Below are 21,678 nucleotides of genomic sequence, written 5' to 3'. Positions count from 1 at the left end.
CCATGACCACATCAGAACCAGTGCTCGACGTCGACGGCGTCGGCAAGACCTTCACCATGCATCTGCAGGGCGGCATCCGGCTGCCGGTTCTCGCCGGCCTGACCTTCGAGGTGCGCCCGGGCGAGTGCGTCGTCCTCGACGGCGCGTCCGGCACCGGTAAGAGTTCGATTCTCAAGATGGTCTACGGCAACTACGGCGTGGACTCCGGCTCCATCCGGATGGGCGGCGGCGACCCGGTGATCGACGTTGCCGTCGCCGACGCCCGCACCGTGCTCGCCGCTCGCCGGGAGCGGGTCGGGTACGTCAGCCAGTTCCTGCAGTGCGTTCCCCGGGTACCCACGCTGCAGGTCGTCGCCGAGCCGCTGCTGGCGCGCGGCGTCGACTCCGACTCGGCACTCGCACGCGCCGCGGAACTGCTCACCCGTCTGGGCATCGACGAACGTCTGTGGGAGCTGCCGCCCGCCACCTTCTCCGGCGGAGAACAGCAGCGCGTCAACATCGCGCGGGGTTTCCTGCCGGATCTGCCACTTCTGCTGCTGGACGAGCCGACGGCGTCACTCGACGCCGCGAACCGGGATGTCGTCATCGGCCTGATCCGGGAGAAGTGCGCACGCGGCACCGGCCTGCTGGGCATCTTCCACGACGGTGATGTGCGCGCCTCCGTCGCCGACCGGCTGGTCGACGTGTCGGCGTTCACCCCCACCGCGCAGCAACTGGCGGGGACACGGGCATGACCACCCCCTGGCGCGTAGCGGTCTATGCCGCACCGGGATTCGGCTCCGACCCGCTGGCGGGTGAGTTGCGCGATCGCGCGGAGACCTGGCTCGGCCGGACCGCGGACGGACGTCCCTGTCCGGTCGAAGCACCCGGCGGGTGGTCGCGGGCCGATGTCGACGCCATCACGGTGGCCCCACGCGGCTACGGCTTCCACGGCACGCTGAAGGCCCCCTTCCACCTGGCGCCGGGGCGCACCGCCGACGATCTGGCCCGGGCGGTGGACGAGCTGGCGGCCAGGGTGCCGCCGGTCTCCATCGCGAACCTCACCCTCGCGCGTCTGGGTTCCTTTCTCGCGCTGGTACCGGGCGCGGACCACTACGGACTGCACTGCCTCGCCGACACGGTGGTCACCGAACTCGACGGTTTTCGGGCTCCACTGACCGACGCGGAGCGGGCGCGACGCAATCCGGCCGCGCTGACCAGTGGACAGCGCGAATTGCTCGAGCGGTGGGGCTATCCGTATGTCCGCGAGGAGTTCCGGTTCCACCTGACCCTCACCGACTCCCTGCCCTCCGAACATCATCCGGAGGTCGAACCGGTGCTGAGCAACTGGTTCGCCTCGCTCCTCGGCCGGGATGTCGCACTGGATGCCCTCGCGGTCTTCGTCCAGGACGTCCCCGATGCACCGTTCACACTTCACTCCGCTCACCCGCTTGCCGCGCTGCGGCGACAGGAAGGAATCCCGCGATGAGCACGGACACCGTCCTCACCAATGCCCACATCGTGCTCGACGATCAGATCCTGCACGGCGACATACTGATTCGCGACGGCCTGATCGCCGATATCCGTCCACACACCACGGCCGGCACAACCGGCGACGATCTCGACGGCGACTATCTGATGCCGGGCGTGGTGGAACTCCACACCGATCACCTCGAATACCACTTCTCCCCGCGCCCCGGAGTGATGTGGGACGCGGTGCCCGCGGTGCTCGCACATGACGCCCAGATGGCCGCGGCGGGCGCGACCACCGTCCTCGACGCCGTCCGGATCGGCTCGGAGTCAACGGATACCGATTCCACCGCGGCGAACGCACATCGTCTCGCCGACGCGGTGGAGACCGCGGCCGATGCCGGTCTGCTGCGCGCGGATCACGCGATCCATCTTCGCTGCGAGGTGTCCACGGAGGACTGCCTGACCGCGTTCGACGAGTTCGCCGACGACCCGCACCTGCGTCTCATCTCCCTCATGGATCACGCACCGGGACAGCGCCAGTACGCCGATGTGGAACAGTTCCGGCGCTACTACCTCGGCAAGGGCCGGGTTCTCGCGGAGGAGATCGACGCCCTCATCGCGGACCGTCTCGAACAATCCGCCCTGTACGCCGACGCGCATCGGCAGAAGCTCTCGGCGCTGGCCGCCGAACGCGGGATCACCCTTGCCGCACACGACGACGCCACGGTCGACCATGTCGAGGAATCGGTCGGTCTCGGCGTGCACATCTCCGAGTTCCCCACCACCGTGGTCGCCGCGCGGGCCGCCACCGAGAAGGGCCTCCAGGTGGTCATGGGTGCACCGAACATCGCGCGCGGTGGCAGCCAGTCCGGCAATGTGGCGGCCAGCGATCTGCTCGACCGTGGACTGCTGCACATCCTCTCGTCCGACTACGTGCCGGCGAGTCCGCTGCAGGCCGTCCTCCAGATGGCCGCCGACGACCTGCTGCCACTGACCGAAGGTGCACGCCTGATCAGCGGGAATCCGGCACGGGCGGTGGGTTTCGATGACCGCGGGGAGATCGCGGTCGGTAAGCGGGCGGACCTGGTGCGGGTCCGATCGCACCGGATGCCGGCCACCGACCGTCACCCGAACGGTCGTGAGGTCCCGGTGGTCCGGGGCGTCTACCGCACCGGCGTGCGCGTGTCATGACCGTTGCGCTGGGCCCCGGAGCGTTCGTCGCGGTGGTCGGGTCGAGTGGTGTCGGCAAGGACTCACTCCTCGACTACGCGCGGGGACGGACCGCCGCGTACTTCCCGCAGCGGGTGATCACGCGTCCGCCGGGCGACGGCGAACAGCATCGCCCGGTCGACGAGGCCGAGTTCGAGAAACGGCGTGTGCACGGCGAATTCGCGTTCCACTGGTCCGCGCACGGTCTCCGGTACGCCATGCCTGCTGACGTGGATCACGCCGTCGCCGCGGGAACCGCGGTGGTCGCCAACGTCTCGCGGGGCATGCTCGACGCCCTCGCGCTGCGGTACGCGCGCCTCGTCGTGGTGCGGGTGACCGTCTCGGATGCGGTACGGGACATGCGTCTTCGTGCCCGCGGACGCGAGGACGGCGAGCAGGTGGCGGGTCGCCTCGCCCGTGCGGACCCGGCTCCGGATCATCGTGCCGATCATGAGATCCGCAACGACGGCGCTCTCGCCGACGCCGGCGACGAGCTCGTCCGGGTCATCGCCGCCCTGGGGTGATCTCGATACGCGTTCTCTGCGCTCGGGGTCCACTCGGTCAGCGGGCGCCGTGATCTCGATACGCACGCTCGCTGCGCTCGCGGGCTACTCGATCAGCGAGGGCCGAGTAGCCTCGCGCCAGCGCAGGTGACGCCCCCACCGGTCGAACAGCCGCGCGCCAGCGCAGGTGACGCCCCCCACCCGTCGAACTGCCGCCCGCCAGCGCAGGTGACGCCCCCCACCGGTCGAACAGCCGCGCGCCGGCGGAGGTAGCCTCTCCCCGCTGGTCGAGTAGCTGCGGGCGAGCGCAGCGAGTCCGCAGCGTATCGAGACCGAGCAACTAGGATCACTGAGATGTCGTCCATCTCGGTCCGCCCGCTCACCGCCCGCTCCGCGGTACTGAGCGTGCTGCTCGGCGCGCATCCGCCACAGGCGCCGGTCAACGCGATCGTGCGGTTGGCCGGCGAACTCGGGGTGCAGGAGACGACCGTCCGCGCCGCGCTGACACGCATGGTGTCCGCGGGCGATCTGGAACGTACCGATTCCACCTATCGACTCCCCCCGCGGCTGGTGGCACGACAGGAACGACAGGATCGTTCGCTCGATCCCGAACTCGTGCCCTGGGACGGGCAGTGGCGCCTCATCGTCATCACCGGGAGTGGTGAGGCCGCCGATCGTGCGGCCTTGCGGGAGTCGTTGCAGGCGGCCAAGTTCGGAGAGATCCGGGAAGGTGTATGGGCGCGTCCGGACAATCTTGCGCGCACGGCGCACGAGGTCGACCATCCACGACTCATCTACATGTCGGCGCGACCGGACCAGCCTGCCGCACTGGCCGAGCAGCTCTTCGATCCACCGGCCTGGTCGGCCACCGCCGACGAACTGCTCGCCGCCTTCGCCCGGTCGACGGTGCTGCGTGACCGACTGGAAGTGGCCGCCGCCATGGTGCGCCACATCCTCCGCGACCCGATCCTGCCCGCCGAGTATCTGCCGGCCCGGTGGCCGGGTGCCGAACTCCGTTCCGCCTACCGCGAGTTCCGCACCGAATTCGGCACCTACGCACAGCAATTCGTCGGAGACCCTCAGCAGTGACCGTCCGCGGACCTCATCGCGGTGGAACCCGGGCCGCGACCTCGTCGGGTGTCATGCGCGCGCCGCTGTGCCGGTCGACGAGACAACCACTCATCAGCGCCAGAATGGCGCGTGCAGCGCGACCGTCCGCTTCCGCGGCCCTGGCCTCCTGCTCGACGAGGGCGAGCAACGGCCAGGCGAAATCGGGCAGGCTGAGACCGGCAATGAGCTCCAGACCGTAGACGTCAAGAACGTGGGCGTAGACCGGGATCCACCACCGCATCGGATACTCGTCGAGTGTGCTCAGCGACGTCCGCACTGCGGGATGGTCGGGCCACAGCGTGCGGATCGTCTCGGCGAGCCCGAAGCGAGCCGGATCCCGTTCGGCGGCAACCTCACCGGCCGCGACCGCCGAGACGATCTCGCCCAGTGGCCTGCCGATCAGCTCCGTCGCGGCGGCCACCGCGGACCTCGCATGGTCGTCGGCGCGGCCCGGACGTAGCGCGTAGGCGATCACGTCGTCGAGCCAGTCCGTCGCCGTCGCCCACCGCCGCCGGAGGTTATTGCGGCTGATGTCGAGAACATCCGGACCGAAGGTCTCCAGAGGAACCATGCGCGCGAGGAAGACGGTGTCGCGGTCGGCGCCGGTGCCGGTGCCGACCGCTCCCCGCAGCCCGTCATGCAGTTGCTTCTCCGCCGCGGCCAGAATGTATTGCGTCACCACGCCATTCGGGCCGTTCGGTCCGTCGTCCGACATCGTGTGGGTGACGACCGTCCGGAGATCCTGCACCGTGATACGTCCCCGGAAATCGCGTTCCCCGGTCGTCCGGGATGTCACCCATACATCGGCGGCGTCGCCGATCGGCTCCTCTGTCACCCACCCAGTGTCGCCCATGCGGTCCCATGAACCGTGGACAGCCGGGATCAACCGTTGATGACCTTCTCGCCGCATTCGGCGCCCACCGACCGGACCTCGCTCGAATCCTCGACGGTCACCTCATTGCTGCCTTTCGCCCACGACCGAAGCGTTGTCTCGGACACCTTCGAGCGAAGGTCGTCGAGCATGCAGTCGGCGATCTTCGCGGCCTCGGCGCGGGTGGGCTTCGCGGATTGCTTCATCAGCGCAGCTGTCAGACCCTGCTTGATCTGGGAATCGGTCGGCATCGGACCGAGAGCCTTCTTTCGCTCGTCCTTTCGCCGCTGCGATGCCGCCTCATTGCACTCCTTCGACGCGGTGAAGACGACGACGTTGTCGGAGACCTCCTCGTTGTCCTCCTTGCCGTCGGCCCATGCGTTCAAGGTCTTCTCGTGAGCACTGTCCCAGACTTTGTCGATCATGCAGTCGGCGACATCCTTCGCGAGCTGCGGGTCCGGGGTCGTCGCGCGAGAGTTGAGCAACTGGGCCAGACCGTCGCGGGCCGCTTGCTGATCGGGCTTTCCTCCCCCACATCCGGCCAGCGCGAACGCGGTGACCAGTGCGATTGCGATCAAGAACAGTCGGCGCATCAAGGTTTCCTTTGCTGATCCAAGGGTCACGTGCGCTGCCACGGTAGCCACCGGAAATCGGGCACGGCAGGGGCGAGATCCCCCCTTGCGGTGCGTTCGGCATGTCCTGCCTCTACATTCATTAGGTCAGTAAACGAACAGACTCCCAGGAGTTGCCCACGTGACATCCGAACCGACCCGGTCGATCAGTCAGCCCGAGACCGACGAGGGTTATCAGCGCGGCCTCACCACGCGAACCGTGCAGATGATCGCCATCGGTGGCGCCATCGGCACGGGCCTGTTCTACGGCGCCGGCGGTGCCATCGAGAAGGCCGGTCCCGCACTGATTCTCGCGTACGCACTGGCCGGTCTGGCGGTCTTCATCGTGATGCGCGCGCTCGGCGAGCTCCTGATCTACCGTCCGGTGTCCGGCGGCATCAGCGAGTACGCGGACGAGTTCCTCGGGCGTTTTGCCGGATTCAGCCAGGGCTGGACCTACTGGGCGGTCTGGACCACGACCTGCATGGCCGAGATCACGGTCGCGGGCAAGTACATCAACTACTGGTGGCCGTCCATCCCGGTCTGGGTCACCGCACTGGTGGCGCTGATCGTGCTGTTCGGCGCCAACCTGATCTCGGTCGGATTGTTCGGCCAGGCCGAGTTCTGGTTCTCGGCGATCAAGGTGACGGCCATCCTGGGCATGATCATCATCGGCATCTGGGTGCTGTTGCCGATCTCCGGACTCGGCCCGGAACACGGTCCGAGCGTCACCAATCTCTGGAATGACGGCGGATTCTTCGCCACCGGCTTCACCAATGCGCTGCTGAGCCTGCAGATCGTGATGTTCGCCTACGTCGGCGTCGAACTCGTCGGCGTGACCGCGGGCGAGGCACAGAATCCGCGGGTCACACTGCGCAAGGCGATCAACTCGGTGCCCTTCCGAATCGGCGTCTTCTACGTCGGATCGCTCATCGTCATCCTGTCGGTACGCAGCTGGCGCGACTATCAGGAGGGACAGAGCCCGTTCGTCTCGGTGTTCTCCTACATCGGCATTCCCGGTGCGGCCGGGATCGTCAACTTCATCCTGCTCACCGCGGCCCTGTCGTCGTGCAACTCGGGCATCTACTCGACGGGCCGCATGCTGCGTTCGCTCGCCCAGCGCGGAGACGCTCCCCGCGTGATGGAACGACTGTCCGCACGCCGGGTGCCCGCAGCGGGCATCATCCTGAGCGCCGCCATGATGGCCATCGGCGTGGTGGTCAACGTCGTCGACCCGAAGCACGCGTTCACCTACATCACGTCGGTGTCCACGGTCGGCATCATCGTGGTCTGGTCCACGATCCTGTTGTGCCAGATGGCGTATCGGCGCCGGGTGGCCCGCGGCGAACTCCCCGCCTCGGACTATCGCGTCCCCGGCGCGCCGGTGACGACCTGGCTGGCACTCGCCTTCCTCGCGCTCGTCTTCGTCCTGTTGTTCTTCAACAAGGACGGCCGGGTGGCCCTGGTCGTCGGCGCGATCTGGTTCGGCGGCGTCGTCGTCGGCTACCTGATCTGGTCCCGCTTCGGCGCCGGCGCCACGGCACACCGTCAGGCACAGTCCATCTCGTCGCACAGGTAACCGCGCTCCGCACCACCCCGCGCCGTCGTCACCACCCGTAGGAGGTTGCAGTTCGACGCGGTAGGCGCAGCAAAGCGCAACCTCTGCGCGCGGCCCCGCGGATTCACCGACCCGTATCCTGGCGTCATGTCGTTTCAGGGATTTCCGACCGCGGCACTGGACTTCTACGACGATCTGGAGATCGACAACTCGAAGGTGTTCTGGGAGGCCCACAAGGAGCAGTACCGCACCGCGGTACTGGAGCCCATGACCGCACTTGCCGACGAGTTGGCCGACGAATTCGGCGCCGCGAAGATCTTCCGGCCGTATCGGGACGTGCGGTTCGCCAAGGACAAGACGCCGTACAAGACGCACCAGGGTGCGTTCGTGGCGCTTGCTCCGGCGACCGGCTATTACGTACAGATCGGCGCCCCCGGTGTCCGCATAGCCGCGGGCTTCTATCATGCGGAGGCCGACCGGCTCGCCGCGATCCGCGCGGCCATCGACCATCGGAAACACGGCCCGACGCTCCGCCGTGTCGTCGACGCGCTGATTGAAAACGATTGGGAGATCGGTGGTTCCACACTCAAGACCGCGCCGCGTGGATACTCCGTCGATCACCCGAGGATCGATCTGCTGCGGCACAAGTCGCTGACCGCGACCAAGGACTACGGTTTCGACGAGATCATCCACACACCGTCGCTGGTCGACCGAATCCGCAGCGACTGGCGCGCGACGGTCGACCTCGTGCAGTGGGCCGTCCACCACGGTGCGACATGACCGGCCCGGCAGGCCATCCGGCGGACCAGGCCCGTTGTCCGTGTGGCACCGGCGAGGTCTTCGGCGAATGCTGCGGACCCGTTCTTCGCCGCGAACGTCGCGCCGCTACCGCGGTGGCACTGATGCGTTCGCGATATACCGCTTTCGCGGTCGGCGACACCGAATACCTGCTCGCCAGTTGGCATCCCGACACTCGCCCGCCGGACATCACCATCGATCCGGAGATGCGCTGGTATCGCCTCGACATCGGAGCGACCACCGGTGGGACGCCGTTCGACTCGACCGGCACGGTGTCGTTCACCGCCCACTACCGGGTGGGCACCACACGCGAAAGTCTGCAGGAGTCAAGCCCATTCGAACGGATCGACGGCTCATGGTTCTACCACGACGGGGACGTCGGCGGCGGATAGCGCCGCAACCCGCGGACGATCCTCAGATACCCGACTGCCGCACCAGATGATCGGCCAACCGGGGTGAGGCGGCGGATACCAGGCGCAGCAATGCGGCATACGCCGGATACAGCTCGACGGGTCGCGTCCGGATCGCGGTGAGCACCCACTCGGCGGCCTCCTCGGGAGTCAGTGCGGCCATCGAGTCGTAGTCGGCGGTCGGTGCGATCATCGGCGTGCGGACGAGCGGGAAGCCCAGGGTGGTGACTGTTATGCCCGAATCCTCTTCTTCCGCACCGAGACTGCGCCCGAAAGCGGCGAGGGCGGCCTTCGACGCGTGATAGGCGGTGAACTTCGGCATCACCCCGGCGGTCGTCCCCCAGGTGGCGATGTTGATGACGTGAGCTCCGCCGGCCTCCCGGAGAGCCGGCAGCAACGCAAGGGTGAGTCGGACCGGGCCGAAGTAGTTGATGGCCATGGTGCGCTCGTAGTCGTGGAAACGGTCCGCGGCGTCGAAGGCCGTGCGGCGGATGGACCGCCCGGCATTGTTGATCACCACATCCGGCGCACCGAAGTTCCCGATGACCGTGCCGACGAGAGCGTCGACCGCCTGGGGATCGGTCAGATCGGTGGGCACCATATGCGCTTCGGCCCCGGCCGCCACCAGGTCGTCACGGACCCGGGACAGCTCCTGCTCGCCGCGCGCCACGAGGATCAGACGTGCTCCGTGTCCGGCCAGCCGATCGGCGATGGCTTCGCCGATCCCGGACGACGCGCCGGTCAGCAGAACCGTTCGGCCCCGCAGGTCCGGACCCGACCCGACGGCCGACAGCAGCGACCGCGGCGTCGGAATCGGATTGAGCATCACCGAGCGCACCAGGTTCTTCACGCGTCCTCCCCCAACGATTGTTCGATACGGCCTGGAATATACCCATTCGCCGTCTCGCTAGGCTGATCCGGTGACCATGCGCGGAGACCGGCCGGCGATGCTGCGAGGCTGTGTGGCGGGGTTCCTCGTCGCCACGGCGGGCATCTGCTATTCGTCCTGGCTCCTCCAGTTCCTCTGGCCCCTCGAACTGGATCCGCTCCGCACTTTCCTCAGTGAGCTGGACGCGGCGCACCGGCCTCACCGCGGCGTGTATATGGCGGGCGACATCGTCACCGCGAGCAGCGCCCTGCTCGCGGGGGCGGTGCTGTTGATTCCGCGGCCCCTTGTCCGGGCATGGCCGGCAATCGTGGCGGCCATCGCCTTCGCCTGCTTCGGCGCGGCAACTCTTACCGACGTACTGTCGCCGATCGAGTGCATCCCGGGCGTCGACGCCGGCTGCCCGGCCGAACCGAGCGGGTTGTTTCCCCAGCTACATCACATCCACGCGCTGACGAGCACCCTCGCCGTTGTGTCACTGTCCGTCACGATGGTCGCCGGAACGGTTGCCGCCCAGAGGTTCTCGATCTGGCGTAGGTTACGTACCGCGGGTTTCGCACTCATCGTCGTGATCGTCATCTCGACCGTGTGGATGCTCGTCGCCGACAATCTGCACGGTGACTACCGGCTCGGCCTGGCGCAACGCATCCAGGTCGGCGGCATGTCGGCGTGGATGATCCTCTGGGCGGCGACAATCCTTCGCGACTGTCTGCCGTCTCAGCGCAGGTCGACGATCTCCGACGACGGCGATCCGTCGTAGAGTCCGGCGATCTGCTCGGCGTACTTGGCCGCGATCGGCGAGCGCTTCAATTTCATCGTCGGCGTGAGTTCGTCGCCACCCGGATCCCACGCGGTCGGGACGATGGTGAATCGTTTGACCTTCTCGACGCCGGACAGTTTGGCGTTGCCGGCCCGGACCGCCGCGGTGACCTCCTCGACGATCTCCGGCCGTGCCGCCAGAGTCGCCAGGTCGGCATCCGGAATGCCCATCTTCTTGGCGCGCACCGCGATCGCATCCGGGTCGAGGACCACCAGCGCCGAGATGAACGGCTTCGCGTCGCCGATCGCCACGATCTGACCGATCAGCGACGAGGCCGCCTTGATGGCGTTCTCGATGTTGGTGGGCGACATGTTCTTTCCGCCCTCGCTGATGATCAGTTCCTTCTTGCGGTCGACGATGGTGACATTGCCCGCGTCGTCGATGGTGGCGATGTCGCCGGTGGCCAGCCAGCCGTCGGCGTCGATGGTCTCGGCGGTCTTGTCGGGTTGCTTGCGGTACCCGCGCATCACCACCGGGCCGCGGATCAGCAACTCGCCGTCCTCGCCCAAGGACGCCTCGACCCCGGTGAGCGGCTTGCCCACGGTGCCGATCTTCAGGTTCTCGGCAGTGGTCATGGTCGAGACGCCGGTCGTCTCCGACATACCCCAGACCTCGAGGACCGGGATGCCCAGTCCGAGGAAGAACTCGAGGACCTCGGCCGGAATGGCGGCGGCACCCGAGCCAGCGAAGTTGATCTGGTCCATACCGATCGCGGAACGCACCTTGTGCAGCACCAGTTTGTCGGCCAGGCGGTGCTGGACACCGCCGTCGCCACGACCGTCGAGTTGGGCGCGAGCGGCCGCGGCACCGGCCCCCAGGGCCCAGGCCGCGAGCTTCTTCTTGACCGGACTCGTCTCCTCGGCCATCTTCGCCTCGATGCCCGCACGCAGCTTCTGCCACACGCGCGGCACACCGAAGAAGAACGTCGGATGGACGTCACCGAGAGCGACCGCGATCTCACGGGGGTCGGGCAACGTGGTGATCTGGATGCCCCGCACCATGTTTGCCGCATGCGAGGACACCCGGTCGGCGATATGCGCGGCGGGCAGGTACGAGATCACCCGGTCGTCGAAGCCCGCGTCCACATGTTCGGCGAGGCCCACGAGCTGGGCGATGATGTTGCGGTGGGTGATCTCGACACCCTTGGGCGGTCCGGTGGTGCCGGACGTGTAGATCAGTGTCGCCAGATCCTCGGGCTGCACGGCCTGCCAACTCGCGGCGAAGTCCAGCGTCGAGTCGGCGGCCCCGGCCTCGAGCTCGGCCAGCGTCATCGCACCGGTCGCCGTGCCGTCCACCACGATCGTCGTCTCGGCCTGCGTCCGCGCCGCCCGGATCGCGGGCAGGAACACCTGCTCGGTGACGACGACCCGATTCTCCGCGTTGCCGAAGAGGTACTCGATCTGTTCGGGCGAGCTCGTGTTGTAGATCGAGAACGGGACCGCGCCGAGATGGAGTGCCGCGGTGTCGACGAGATGGAATTCCGGACGGTTGGTCAGCATGATGCCGACGGTGTCGCCTCTGCCGACGCCCAGCGCAGAAAGGCCGCGTGCAATGGCCTCGACCCGCCGGGCGTATTCGCGCCAGGTGATCTCCTCGATTCCGCCGACGGTCCGCAACGCAACGGCGTCGGGCCGCACCGTGACCGTCTCCTGGAATGCCTCGACCAGTGTGGCCACTGGTCGTCCGCCCTCATGTGCGAACGTGATTCGATCTGCGTGTGTCATCCGGAGCCCCTACTCGCGACGTGGTTGCGACCACCGTAATGAGCGACCGGGCTCCCTCGGAGGGATATCCGCGAACTGGTAATGAATTCGTAAAATGGCGGGTTCGCTCCGCTGGTCAGTCCTTATCCGCCATCGCACCGAGGGTCCAGCCGCCGTCCCCGGTCAACCTCAGGACGTCGGTGTGGTGCTGATCGGTGGAGCTGCGGTGGCTCACCGACACCACGATCATGTCGGGAAGTTCCGTGCGGATCAGGGAGTAGAGGGACAGCTCGAGGCCCTCGTCCAGTGACGATGTCGCCTCGTCCATGAAGACGACATCCGGTCGGATCAGCAGGATTCGGGCGAACGCCACGCGCTGTTGCTCGCCGGGTGACAGGACCTTCGCCCAATCCCGTTCCTCGTCGAGGCGATCCGTGAGATGAGGCAGGAACACCGCCTCGAGAGCCGCACGAATCTCGTCGTCGCTCACCTCACCGGGCGCCGCCGGATACGACACCGCGGTACGGAGATCCCCGAGCGGGATGTAGGGCATCTGTGACAGGAAGAGGGTTCGGTTCCCCGGCGGACGCGCGAACTCACCGTCGACGAACGGCCACAGGCCGGCCAGGCCGCGCAGCAACGTCGTCTTGCCACTTCCGGAGCGGCCCTTGACCACCAGTGCGCGGCCCGGGTCGAGGGACAGGGTGAGGTCGTCGATCAGGGCCCGCCCGTCGGGTGTGCGGATGTCGACATCGGTGAGCCCGACCGTCCGGTCGGCATCGACGGTGGAAATGATCGGGAGGTCGCGGGCCTTGGCGTCGGCGTCGGCGAGTCCGTCGAGGCGGATGATCGAGGCGCGAAGGTCCGCGAACTGCGCGTACGACTCCCGGAAGAACGAAAGCGAATCGTGCATGTTGCCGAATGCGCTGGCGGTCTGACTGACATCACCGAGTTTGATCTGACCGCTGAAGAAGCGCGGGGCCTGCACGATGTACGGGAAAACGCCTGACGCCTGCGAGACGGAGAAGTTCCAGCCCACGAATTTGAGGTTTCGGTACACGATCTGCCAGAAGTTCGCGATGACCGCGGAGAAGCGAGCCATGAGCCCGCGATGCTCGACATTCTCGCCCCGGTAGAACGCGACGTTCTCCGCTCCGTCGCGGACTCGCACGAGCGCGTAGCGGAAGTTCGCCGTCAGGCGTTCGCGCCAGAAGTTCAACCGGATGAGGGGGTGGCCGATCCAGAACGCCACGACGGTTGCGATGAGCACATACATGAAGACCAGCCACACCATCGCACGCGGGATCTCGACGCCCAGGAGCGTCATCGGCCCCGACAGGTCCCACAGGATCTTGGTGAACGACACCACCGTGACGATGGCCGGAATGACACCGTTCGTCGACGATCCGTTGCTGCTGAAGACGAGGGTCCGCGACGAGGTGGCGACGTTGGTGATGTCGCTTTCGATGCGCTGATCGGGATTGTCCACGCCGGGCTGAATCTTCGCGTCATCGTTGGTGTCGCCGAGATCGACGAACCGGTTCCGGTAGAACGCCTGTGCGTCCAGCCAGTCGGACGTGGCACCGGCCGTCAACCAGGTACGCCACCGGACCTCGAACGCACTCCCCACCCAGATCTCGACCAGGGTCCGCACCACATGGATCGTCGCAAGGATCGCGAAGACCACCATCGCATGCCAGAATCCGGACTTTCCGGCCTCCAGGGTCTCCTGCGCCTGTGGACCGTCGCCCGCCAGGCCTGCGGCCACGGTCTGGAGAGCCGTGAAGAAATCGTTGCTGTAGTACGAGAGCAAGACGGCCAACCGGACGCCCAGCAGCGAGAGGAACAACAACAGCAGCAGGTATCCCCACGTCCCGACGCGCGTTTCCGGGCTGACGAAGAGATCTCCGCTCACCCGCCAGAACTCGCGGCCCCACCTGGTGAATCTGGCGAGGAGGAATCCGACGACGACGAAGCACACCAGCGAGATCGCCATGACGATGGCGAGCCACTTCAGCGACGCCCAGACCTCGTTGTTCCAATCGACGCTGTACTCCATCGATCACCCTTCGTCACGCGGCTCCCACCGGGAACCGTGGGAAAGATCGCCGAAGTCTAACCCGATGACGAATCACAGTCGTGGGTAACCGCCACCGTGATCGCGGAGAGATATTTCACCGGGCGCGCCGGCCACCGCTCTCCGGGCTCAGGGCACCGGGCGTAAGACGGCGCCACGCAGCAGGGCGGACTCGGACACGTTCTCCTGGAACAGATCTCCCACTCGCACCACGTAGGTGCCGTGTCCGGCGACGACCTCCGTCGCGGTGAAGCGCAGCTCGCACCGATCGTCGACCTGCTCCGGGTTGCCCAGCGCCGTGCGGGCCAGAACGTCACCGGTCTCGTCGTAGATCACCACGGGTGTGCCCGGGCCGATCGCCCGCGAGGTGGTGGTCTGCGACGGGCAGACGACCCCGCCCTTGGCCGTGAAGAACGTGGCGTTGACGCAGCCGCCGAGCAGAACGAACAGCGCGACGATCGCGAAACCGATCGAGGCGAGCACGGTCAGCAGGATGACCGGTAGCCGGCTCGATCGCTGCCATGTGCGCTTCGGCAACATCGGTCCCGGTGTCAGCCAGAGTTGCGGAGCGCCGCCCCGCTCACTCGACGACGGGGTCACGTGGCCACTGGCGGTCGATTCCGTGGATGGATCCGTGCCGTCACTCATGCTGCACAGTGTGCCACTCGGGCACCGATCGACTCGGCGTTGTTCACCCCGGCGGGCGTCATTTCGGCGGGAAGTATTTGATGAGAGCCTCCTGCACGACGGACGTCGCCAGGGTGCCGTCGCGCATCCAGAAGCGGCCCGACCCCATGCCGCGGGACCCCGTGGCCACAGGTGACCGGGTGGCGTAGAGCAGCCAGTCGTCGAAACGGAATTCGCGGTGGAACCACATCGAATGATTGACCGTCGCCGCGAAGAGCCGGTCGATCCCCCAGGACAGGCCGTGGGTGGTGATGATCGAGTCGAGGACCGTGGTGTCGGAGGCGTAACACATCGCGCCCACATGCAGGATCGGGTCGTCCGGCATCGGCCCGTCGGTCTTCATCCACACGCGGTTCTCGGTGAGCTTCGCGCCGGCGTCCCGGACCTTCCAGGTCGGATCGTTGGCGAAGCGGATGTCGATCGGGTGCATGGCGTTCACGAAGGTCGCAATGCGGTCCTCATAACCCTTGAAATGCTCACCCAGCGGCGGCAACTCCTCGGGATAGGGCACCTGCGGAATCTCCACCGCGTGCTCGAGACCCGCCGCGTTGTCCTGGAAGGCGACGAGCATCGTGAAGATCTCGGTGTCGTCCTGCACGGCCGTGACCTGGCGATTCGCGAAAGACTTGCCATCACGGAATCGGGCGACGTGGTACTCCATCGGCTTGTCGACGTCACCGCCGCGGATGAAGTGCGCGTGCAGCGCGTGGACCGGCGGATTGCCGCGCGTGAGGGTGCGGGCGGCGGCCACCACACCCTGCCCGAGCAACTGCCCTCCGAAGGTCCGCGCCGTCTTCTGCTCCGGGTGCTGACCGATGAACAGGTCGTCGCCGCGCTGCTCGACATCGAGCAGTTCGAGCAACTGTGCCAGATCCTCTGAGGGTTGCGCCGTCATGGCATCACCCTATGGCGCCCCCGGCCCGACAGCCCGACCGGGCTGTTTCCGGACGGTCAGTGATCCTGTTCGCCGATGCGGTGGACGTGGATCATGTTCGTCGAACCGACGGTTCCGGGCGGCGCGCCGGCCACGATCACCACGACGTCACCGCGATTGAGTCGACCGATCTCCATCAGCTGATGGTCGACCTGATCGATCATGTTGTCCGTCGTGTCCACTCGGTCCACGATGAAAGTCTCTGTGCCCCAACTCAATGCGAGCTGACTGCGCACCTCCTGCGTGGGGGTGAACGCCAGCAGCGGCAGCTTCGAGTGCAGGCGGGCGAGGCGCCGGACGGTATCGCCGGACTGGGTGAACGCGACGAGTGCCTTGACCTCGAGCCGTTCGCCGATGTCGCGGGCCGCGTAGGAGATGATGCCTCGTTTGGTGCGTGGCACGTGCGACAGCGGCGGCACCGCACGGGAGCCGCCCTCGACGGCCCGCGCGATCCGGTCCATGGTGCGCACGGATTCGATGGGGTGCTTGCCGATGGAGGTCTCGCCGGACAGCATGACGGCGTCGGCACCGTCGAGCACCGCGTTCGCGACATCCGACGCCTCGGCGCGCGTCGGCCGCGAGTTCTCGATCATCGAATCGAGCATCTGCGTCGCGACGATCACCGGCTTCGCGTTCTCGCGGGCCATCTGGATGGCCCGCTTCTGCACCAGCGGGACCTCTTCCAGCGGCAGCTCGACGCCGAGGTCACCGCGGGCGACCATGATCGCATCGAAGGCCAGCACGATCGCCTCGAGATTCTCGATGGCCTCGGGCTTCTCGAGTTTCGCTATCACCGGGATACGTCGGCCCACTCGATCCATGACCTCGTGCACCAGCTCGATGTCGGACGGACTGCGCACGAAGGACAGTGCGATCATGTCGACGCCGAGGCGCAGCGCGAACTCCAGGTCGGCGATGTCCTTCTCCGACAATGCGGGCACGGACACGTTCATGCCGGGCAGCGAGAGGCCCTTGTTGTTGCTGACCGGTCCGCCCTCGGTGACCCGGCACACGACGTCGTTGCCGTCGACGCCGGTGACCGTCAGTCCCACCTTGCCGTCATCGACGAGGAGGCGGTCGCCGGCTTTCGCGTCCTCGGCGAGTTGCTTATAGGTGGTCGAGACCCGATCGTGGGTGCCCTCGACATCGTCGACGGTGATACGGACTTCCTCGCCGGTGTTCCACTGGACCTCGCCGTTCAGCGCACCGTCGTCGCGGAATTTCCCGAGGCGGATCTTCGGTCCCTGGAGATCGGCGAGCACACCGACGGCCTTCTCCGCGGTGTCGCCGCACCGGCGAACCCGCTCGTACACCTCGCGGTGATCCTCATGTGTGCCGTGGCTGAAGTTCAGCCGCGCCACATCCATCCCCGCGTCGACGAGCTCCTGGAGCTTCTCCTCGGAGTTTGTCGCCGGGCCGAGCGTGCAGACAATCTTGGTTCGCCGTGTCACTGTGCTCACCTTAGTCGGCCCGCGCGACCGGCTGCCATGGATGTCGGCATTTGTCATCTGGCGGACATATCCGGTTGGTGCCGCCCGGGTCATCCCCGGAGGACCTGCGGTTCCGGAAAAGCGTTGCGGGTCAGGAACGTTCCGGACGGTCGGCGGGGTCGTCCCCGTCGACGGCCTCCGCGGACGTGGCCGCCTCGTCGTCGGTTGCGCCCGGATCGTCGGCGTCCGCCGTCGTGTCACCCGTTCCGGTGTCATCCGCAGACACGTCACCGGCTTCGGTGTCATCCGCAGACACGTCCCCGGTTTCGGTGTCATCCGGTGTCGCGTCGGCGGATTCGAGGGTCCACGCGTCGGCGTCGGTCACGACCGGCACGGTATCCGCGGGTTCGGAGGCGGCCGGTTCGGCGTCGAAGGAATGGTGGTGGACGGTACGGGACTCCACCGCACCCGGCTCGACTACCGCAGCGGCGTCAACCGGTTCGGTGTCCCGCGCGCCGATGGGCACGTCATCCTGATCGGCATCGTCGACGTCCTCGGCGTCGTGTCGATCGTCGTCGTACGGCTCGTCGTCGTACTCGTCGTACCGGTCATCGACGTAGCCGACCGCACCCTCGTCGGCCAACTGCTCCGCGCGCCACGGCCAGTACATCGCAAGCCCGACCTCCCGTCCCCGTGGCGCCAGCACGACATAGGCTGCCGCACAGGCGAACACGATGATCGAGGTGAAGACGTTGATACGCACCCCGAAGACCTCGGTGGCGTGATCGGAGCGCATCAGTTCGACGAAGAACCGGCCGACGCAGTACGCCGCGACGTACATCGCGAACAGGCGACCATGCCCGATCCGGAAGCGTCGGTCGATCAGCACGAGCAGGATGACGACGGCGAGATTCCACAGCAGTTCGTACAGGAACGTCGGGTGCACGATGGCCACCACATGGCCGTTCGACGAGCCGGCCATCAGGTCGACCTGACCGTCGGCGTCGACCCGCTCGTAGATCTTCAGGCCCCAGGGCACCGTCGTCTCGCGACCGTACAGCTCCTGGTTGAAGTAGTTGCCGAGGCGGCCGATCGCCTGGGCGAGCAGGATCGGCGGCGCGATCGCGTCGCCGAAGGGCGGCAGTCGGATGCCCATGCGGCGGGCACCGATCCAGGCACCGAGCGCACCGAACAGCACCGCACCCCAGATTCCGAGACCACCGTCCCAGATCTTCAATGCGTCGATCGGTTCCTTGGGGCCGTCGCCGAAGTAGGTCTGCCAGTCCGTCGCCACGTGATAGAGGCGACCACCGATCAGACCGAACGGCACCGCCCAGATCGCGACGTCGAGAACCTCGCCGTCCTGACCACCGCGCGCCATCCAACGGCGGTTCCCCCACCAGACCGCGACGATGATGCCGACGATGATGCAGAGTGCGTAGGCACGGATGGGCACCGGCCCCAATTCCCAGACGCCACGCGGCGGGCTGGGCAGGTAGGCCAGGACCGTCGATCCTGCGGACACGGACAGATCGCTGAGGGTCACCCCGGTCGGGGCGGTTGGCACCGTCACGCTGTCACCCTACTTCGTGGCGGATGCGGCTTTCGGCCCACTCGCTTCGCGAACCCCTTCGGCCAACTCACCGACCAGTGTGGCAAGCGCGCGGTCGCTCTCCCGGGCAGCGCTCACCAGCGCCGACCCCACGATCACACCGTCGGCGTAGGCGGCGATCTCCGCCGCCTGCGCACGATCGCGCACCCCGAGCCCGACACCGATCGGGATGTCGGAGTGGTCGCGTACCCGGGCGCACAGGGCAGGCGCCATGTCGGAGACCGCGTCACGTGCTCCGGTGACCCCCATCGTGGAGGCCGCGTAGATGAACCCGCGGGACGCGTCGACGGTCATCGCCAGGCGTTCCGGTGTCGACGACGGTGCGACCAGGTAGATCCGGTCGAGGTCGTGCGCGTCCGACGCGGCATGCCACGCACCACCCTCCTCCGGGATGAGATTCGGGGTGATCATGCCGGCGCCGCCTGCGCTCGCCAGATCGCGAGCGAACGCGTCGACACCGTACTTGAGAACCGGATTCCAGTAGCTCATGACCACGGCTTGTCCGCCTGCCGCCGCGATCGCCTCCACCGCGGTGAACAGGTCACGCACGCGGACTCCGTTGCGCAACGCCGTGTCGGCCGCCTCCTGGATGGTCGGGCCGTCCATCACCGGGTCCGAGTAGGGCACACCGACCTCGATGATGTCGCATCCGGACTCCACCATGGTGCGGAAATGCGTGATCGAATCGTCGAGCGTCGGATATCCGACGGGCAGGTACCCGATCAGGGCCGCGCGGCCCTCGGCCTTACAGGCCGCGAAGGTCGGTCCCAGCCGGGAGGGCGCCACGTGGGTGACGGTCATGACTGGCCACTCTCATTTCCCTGGGGCTTGTCGAACAGCCCGAACCACTTGCCCGCGGTTTCCACATCCTTGTCGCCGCGCCCGGACAGGCTCACGACGATGATCGCGCCCTCCCCCAGTTCCTGACCGAGCTGGAGTGCGCCCGCGACGGCATGCGCCGACTCGATGGCCGGGATGATGCCCTCACGCCGGCTCAGCACCGACAACGCGTCCATCGCCTCGGTGTCGGTGATGGGCCGGTACTCGGCTCGTCCGACATCCTTGAGGAAGGCGTGTTCGGGGCCGACCCCCGGATAATCGAGGCCGGCGGAGATGGAGTGCGACTCGATGGTCTGGCCGTCCTCGTCCTGCAGGAGATACGAGTACGCGCCCTGGAAGGCGCCCGGCGTACCACCGGCGAAAGTTGCTGCGTGACGGCCGGTTTCGACGCCGTCGCCGGCAGCTTCATACCCGATGAGGCGAACGTCCGGGTCGTCGATGAACGGATCGAAGATGCCGATGGCGTTCGAACCGCCGCCGACGCAGGCGACCACGGCATCGGGCAGGCGGTCGGTCTTCTCGAGGATCTGCGCGCGCGCCTCGAGTCCGATGACCCGCTGGAAGTCGCGGACCATCGCCGGGAACGGATGAGGTCCGGCCGCGGTGCCGAAACAGTAATAGGTGTTGTGCGCGTTGGTGACCCAGTCGCGCATGGCCTCGTTGATGGCATCCTTGAGGGTGGCTGAGCCGGTGTCCACGGCGATCACCTCGGCACCCAGCAGACGCATACGCGCCACGTTGAGCGCCTGACGATCGGTGTCGACACGCCCCATGTAGACGATGCACTCGATACCGAACAGCGCACAGGCGGTGGCCGTCGCCACGCCGTGCTGACCCGCCCCGGTCTCCGCGATGACCCGCGTCTTGCCCATCCGGCGGGCCAGCAATACCTGGCCGAGCACATTGTTGATCTTGTGCGACCCGGTGTGGTTGAGGTCCTCTCGCTTCAGGAAAACCCTTGCGCCACCGGCCAATTCACTCAGTCGAGTGGCCTCGTAGAGGGGTGACGGGCGACCCGTGTAATCGCGCTGCAGGCGATCGAGTTCGGCGAGGAACTCGTCATCGCGCCGGAGCTTCAGATACGTGGTGGTGACCTCGTCGATCACCGCCATCAGCGCCTCCGGCACGTGCCGGCCGCCGTACTCGCCGAAATGGCCGCTCTCACTGGGCTCGACGGACGTGTGCGTGGTGAGTCCGGCGCTCGCGGTCGGATAGGCGGCGGTGGAAGCGGTGCTGTTGTCGGTCACGTTCTTCTCGTGTCGGGGTCGTCTCGTGCGGCGAAGAGGTTTCAGCGAACCGGCTTCGGGCACGACGGATGCGTACCGGCGGTGACCAACTCGGAGACCGCGGTCCGCGGATCGCCACTGGTCACCAGCCCTTCGCCGACGAGCACCGCATCGGCACCCGCACCGGCGTAGGCGAGGAGGTCGGCGGTGCCGCGGATGCCCGACTCGGCCACGCGGATCACCTGCGACGGCAAGCCGGGCGCGATACGCGCGAAGCTGTCGCGGTCCACCTCGAGGGTCTTCAGATTGCGCGCGTTCACACCGACGACGCTCGCGCCCGCCTCCAGCGCACGATCGGCCTCTTCTTCGGTGTGCACCTCGACGAGAGCCGTCATACCGAGGCTCTCCGTCCGGTCGAGCAGCGATGCGAGGACATTCTGTTCGAGGGCGGCGACGATCAGCAGGATGACGTCGGCGCCGTGCGCCCGGGCCTCGTGGATCTGGTACGGGCCGACGATGAAATCCTTGCGCAGGACCGGGATGTCGACGGCCGCACGCACGCTGTCGAGGTCGGCGAGCGAACCGTGGAACCGGCGCTCCTCGGTGAGCACACTGATGATGCGGGCGCCGCCTGCCTCGTAGGCCGACGCGAGTTCGGCCGGGTCGGCGATCGTCGCCAGCTCACCCTTCGACGGGCTGGCCCGCTTCACTTCCGCGATCACGCCGATACCCGGCTCGCGAAGCGCGGCCATTGCATCACGGGGTTCGCGCGCCCGCTCCGACGCCGCCTTGATGGCGGCGAAGTCGAGCTCGGCCTCCCGCGCCGCGACATCTGCCTTCACTCCCTCGATGATGGAATCGAGGACGGTCGGTGAACTCATGTCGTGCGCCCCCTTTCAGATGCTCGGATGCTCTCAGGGTAGACGCTCGTGAAAGGCCGA

21 protein-coding genes are annotated in these 21,678 nt (G+C 67.1%); 9 read left to right on the top strand and 12 right to left on the bottom strand.

The features are described 5' to 3' along the window. Positions 1-2: 2 nt before the first annotated feature. From phnL to AC4JJG_RS16800, 5 genes are all read left to right on the top strand, one after another. Positions 3-734: a phosphonate C-P lyase system protein PhnL gene (gene phnL / locus AC4JJG_RS16820; RefSeq protein WP_495400396.1), complete on the top strand. Its 732-nt coding sequence runs from the start codon at positions 3-5 to the stop codon at positions 732-734. Further along, on the top strand, positions 731-1,468 hold the full coding sequence (locus AC4JJG_RS16815) for a DUF1045 domain-containing protein (protein WP_495400395.1): 738 nt from the start codon (positions 731-733) through the stop codon (positions 1,466-1,468). The genes phnL and AC4JJG_RS16815 overlap by 4 nt, the downstream gene beginning before the upstream one ends. Beyond that, complete coding sequence (locus AC4JJG_RS16810) at positions 1,465-2,643, top strand: alpha-D-ribose 1-methylphosphonate 5-triphosphate diphosphatase (RefSeq protein WP_495400394.1); 1,179 nt, start codon at positions 1,465-1,467, stop codon at positions 2,641-2,643. The genes AC4JJG_RS16815 and AC4JJG_RS16810 overlap by 4 nt, the downstream gene beginning before the upstream one ends. Beyond that, positions 2,640-3,185, top strand: coding sequence for a phosphonate metabolism protein/1,5-bisphosphokinase (PRPP-forming) PhnN (gene phnN / locus AC4JJG_RS16805; RefSeq protein ID WP_495400393.1), 546 nt, complete (start codon positions 2,640-2,642; stop codon positions 3,183-3,185). The genes AC4JJG_RS16810 and phnN overlap by 4 nt, the downstream gene beginning before the upstream one ends. A gap of 333 nt (positions 3,186-3,518) precedes the next feature. Beyond that, complete coding sequence (locus AC4JJG_RS16800; RefSeq protein WP_495400392.1) at positions 3,519-4,253, top strand: PaaX family transcriptional regulator C-terminal domain-containing protein; 735 nt, start codon at positions 3,519-3,521, stop codon at positions 4,251-4,253. Between the two features lie 13 nt (positions 4,254-4,266). Here AC4JJG_RS16800 and AC4JJG_RS16795 read toward each other — a convergent pair whose 3' ends face one another. After that, positions 4,267-5,109, bottom strand: coding sequence for a hypothetical protein (locus AC4JJG_RS16795; protein ID WP_495400391.1), 843 nt, complete (start codon positions 5,107-5,109; stop codon positions 4,267-4,269). Between the two features lie 47 nt (positions 5,110-5,156). Beyond that, positions 5,157-5,738 (bottom strand): LptM family lipoprotein, encoded by a 582-nt coding sequence (locus AC4JJG_RS16790; protein WP_495400390.1) that lies wholly within the window; start codon positions 5,736-5,738, stop codon positions 5,157-5,159. 160 nt (positions 5,739-5,898) lie between these two features. On the opposite strand from AC4JJG_RS16790, the gene AC4JJG_RS16785 reads away from it, so the two are divergent. The 3 genes from AC4JJG_RS16785 (at position 5,899) to AC4JJG_RS16775 (ending at position 8,504) form a co-directional block, all read left to right on the top strand. Beyond that, entirely contained in the window at positions 5,899-7,335 is a 1,437-nt protein-coding gene (locus tag AC4JJG_RS16785) for an amino acid permease (RefSeq protein WP_495400389.1), read from the top strand. Between the two features lie 126 nt (positions 7,336-7,461). Then, on the top strand, positions 7,462-8,094 hold the full coding sequence (locus tag AC4JJG_RS16780; RefSeq protein ID WP_495400388.1) for a DUF2461 domain-containing protein: 633 nt from the start codon (positions 7,462-7,464) through the stop codon (positions 8,092-8,094). Then, entirely contained in the window at positions 8,091-8,504 is a 414-nt protein-coding gene (locus AC4JJG_RS16775; RefSeq protein ID WP_495400387.1) for a YchJ family protein, read from the top strand. Before AC4JJG_RS16780 ends, AC4JJG_RS16775 begins: the two co-directional genes overlap by 4 nt. 22 nt (positions 8,505-8,526) lie before the next feature. Here the strand turns inward: AC4JJG_RS16775 and AC4JJG_RS16770 are convergent, their stop codons facing one another. Beyond that, a complete protein-coding gene (locus AC4JJG_RS16770; protein ID WP_495400518.1) occupies positions 8,527-9,363 on the bottom strand; it encodes an SDR family NAD(P)-dependent oxidoreductase in 837 nt (278 codons plus the stop codon). 85 nt (positions 9,364-9,448) lie between these two features. Here AC4JJG_RS16770 and AC4JJG_RS16765 point away from each other — a divergent pair, with 85 nt between their 5' ends. Next, the gene (locus AC4JJG_RS16765) at positions 9,449-10,168 is read left to right on the top strand and encodes a DUF998 domain-containing protein (protein ID WP_495400517.1); all 720 of its coding nucleotides are present in this window, start codon (positions 9,449-9,451) and stop codon (positions 10,166-10,168) included. On the opposite strand, the gene AC4JJG_RS16760 is transcribed toward AC4JJG_RS16765, so the two are convergent. The 9 genes from AC4JJG_RS16760 to trpC form a co-directional block, all read right to left on the bottom strand. Beyond that, positions 10,126-11,952, bottom strand: a complete 1,827-nt coding sequence (locus AC4JJG_RS16760) for an AMP-dependent synthetase/ligase (RefSeq protein ID WP_495400386.1) — start codon at positions 11,950-11,952, stop codon at positions 10,126-10,128. The two genes, AC4JJG_RS16765 and AC4JJG_RS16760, sit on opposite strands and share 43 nt — an antisense overlap. Positions 11,953-12,067: 115 nt before the next feature. Then, positions 12,068-13,990, bottom strand: a complete 1,923-nt coding sequence (locus AC4JJG_RS16755; protein ID WP_495400385.1) for an ABC transporter ATP-binding protein/permease — start codon at positions 13,988-13,990, stop codon at positions 12,068-12,070. A 147-nt stretch (positions 13,991-14,137) separates the two neighbouring features. Continuing rightward, positions 14,138-14,656, bottom strand: a complete 519-nt coding sequence (locus AC4JJG_RS16750) for a hypothetical protein (protein WP_495400384.1) — start codon at positions 14,654-14,656, stop codon at positions 14,138-14,140. A 58-nt stretch (positions 14,657-14,714) separates the two neighbouring features. Then, the gene (locus AC4JJG_RS16745; RefSeq protein WP_495400383.1) at positions 14,715-15,590 is read right to left on the bottom strand and encodes an acyl-CoA thioesterase; all 876 of its coding nucleotides are present in this window, start codon (positions 15,588-15,590) and stop codon (positions 14,715-14,717) included. Positions 15,591-15,646: 56 nt separating this feature from the next. After that, positions 15,647-17,080, bottom strand: a complete 1,434-nt coding sequence (pyk, locus tag AC4JJG_RS16740) for a pyruvate kinase (RefSeq protein WP_495400382.1) — start codon at positions 17,078-17,080, stop codon at positions 15,647-15,649. A 130-nt stretch (positions 17,081-17,210) separates the two neighbouring features. Continuing rightward, positions 17,211-18,632 carry a prolipoprotein diacylglyceryl transferase gene (lgt, locus tag AC4JJG_RS16735; RefSeq protein WP_495400381.1) on the bottom strand — a complete coding sequence of 474 codons (1,422 nt, stop codon included), beginning with the start codon at positions 18,630-18,632 and terminating at the stop codon, positions 17,211-17,213. A 9-nt stretch (positions 18,633-18,641) separates the two neighbouring features. Continuing rightward, positions 18,642-19,472 (bottom strand): tryptophan synthase subunit alpha, encoded by an 831-nt coding sequence (gene trpA, locus AC4JJG_RS16730; RefSeq protein WP_495400380.1) that lies wholly within the window; start codon positions 19,470-19,472, stop codon positions 18,642-18,644. Beyond that, complete coding sequence (trpB, locus tag AC4JJG_RS16725) at positions 19,469-20,758, bottom strand: tryptophan synthase subunit beta (RefSeq protein WP_495400379.1); 1,290 nt, start codon at positions 20,756-20,758, stop codon at positions 19,469-19,471. The genes trpA and trpB overlap by 4 nt, the downstream gene beginning before the upstream one ends. Before the next feature lie 41 nt (positions 20,759-20,799). Next, entirely contained in the window at positions 20,800-21,618 is an 819-nt protein-coding gene (gene trpC, locus AC4JJG_RS16720) for an indole-3-glycerol phosphate synthase TrpC (RefSeq protein ID WP_495400378.1), read from the bottom strand. Positions 21,619-21,678 lie beyond the last annotated feature (60 nt).

Source organism: Gordonia sp. B8661-1, assembly GCF_059427765.1.
The sequence above is the reverse complement of the archived record's forward strand: the minus strand, read 5'-3'. Positions and strand labels throughout refer to the sequence as shown.

What these genes read in the sequence shown, in the direction of transcription:
- AC4JJG_RS16765 (WP_495400517.1), top strand. Translation starts at nt 9,449, where the DNA reads ATGCGCGGAGACCGGCCGGCGATGCTGCGAGGCTGTGTGGCGGGGTTC.
- AC4JJG_RS16755 (WP_495400385.1), bottom strand. Translation starts at nt 13,990, where the DNA reads ATGGAGTACAGCGTCGATTGGAACAACGAGGTCTGGGCGTCGCTGAAG.
- AC4JJG_RS16800 (WP_495400392.1), top strand. Translation starts at nt 3,519, where the DNA reads ATGTCGTCCATCTCGGTCCGCCCGCTCACCGCCCGCTCCGCGGTACTG.
- AC4JJG_RS16790 (WP_495400390.1), bottom strand. Translation starts at nt 5,738, where the DNA reads ATGCGCCGACTGTTCTTGATCGCAATCGCACTGGTCACCGCGTTCGCG.
- AC4JJG_RS16760 (WP_495400386.1), bottom strand. Translation starts at nt 11,952, where the DNA reads ATGACACACGCAGATCGAATCACGTTCGCACATGAGGGCGGACGACCA.
- phnN (WP_495400393.1), top strand. Translation starts at nt 2,640, where the DNA reads ATGACCGTTGCGCTGGGCCCCGGAGCGTTCGTCGCGGTGGTCGGGTCG.
- AC4JJG_RS16750 (WP_495400384.1), bottom strand. Translation starts at nt 14,656, where the DNA reads ATGAGTGACGGCACGGATCCATCCACGGAATCGACCGCCAGTGGCCAC.
- AC4JJG_RS16810 (WP_495400394.1), top strand. Translation starts at nt 1,465, where the DNA reads ATGAGCACGGACACCGTCCTCACCAATGCCCACATCGTGCTCGACGAT.
- AC4JJG_RS16815 (WP_495400395.1), top strand. Translation starts at nt 731, where the DNA reads ATGACCACCCCCTGGCGCGTAGCGGTCTATGCCGCACCGGGATTCGGC.
- AC4JJG_RS16780 (WP_495400388.1), top strand. Translation starts at nt 7,462, where the DNA reads ATGTCGTTTCAGGGATTTCCGACCGCGGCACTGGACTTCTACGACGAT.
- trpC (WP_495400378.1), bottom strand. Translation starts at nt 21,618, where the DNA reads ATGAGTTCACCGACCGTCCTCGATTCCATCATCGAGGGAGTGAAGGCA.
- AC4JJG_RS16745 (WP_495400383.1), bottom strand. Translation starts at nt 15,590, where the DNA reads ATGACGGCGCAACCCTCAGAGGATCTGGCACAGTTGCTCGAACTGCTC.
- phnL (WP_495400396.1), top strand. Translation starts at nt 3, where the DNA reads ATGACCACATCAGAACCAGTGCTCGACGTCGACGGCGTCGGCAAGACC.
- trpA (WP_495400380.1), bottom strand. Translation starts at nt 19,472, where the DNA reads ATGACCGTCACCCACGTGGCGCCCTCCCGGCTGGGACCGACCTTCGCG.
- AC4JJG_RS16775 (WP_495400387.1), top strand. Translation starts at nt 8,091, where the DNA reads ATGACCGGCCCGGCAGGCCATCCGGCGGACCAGGCCCGTTGTCCGTGT.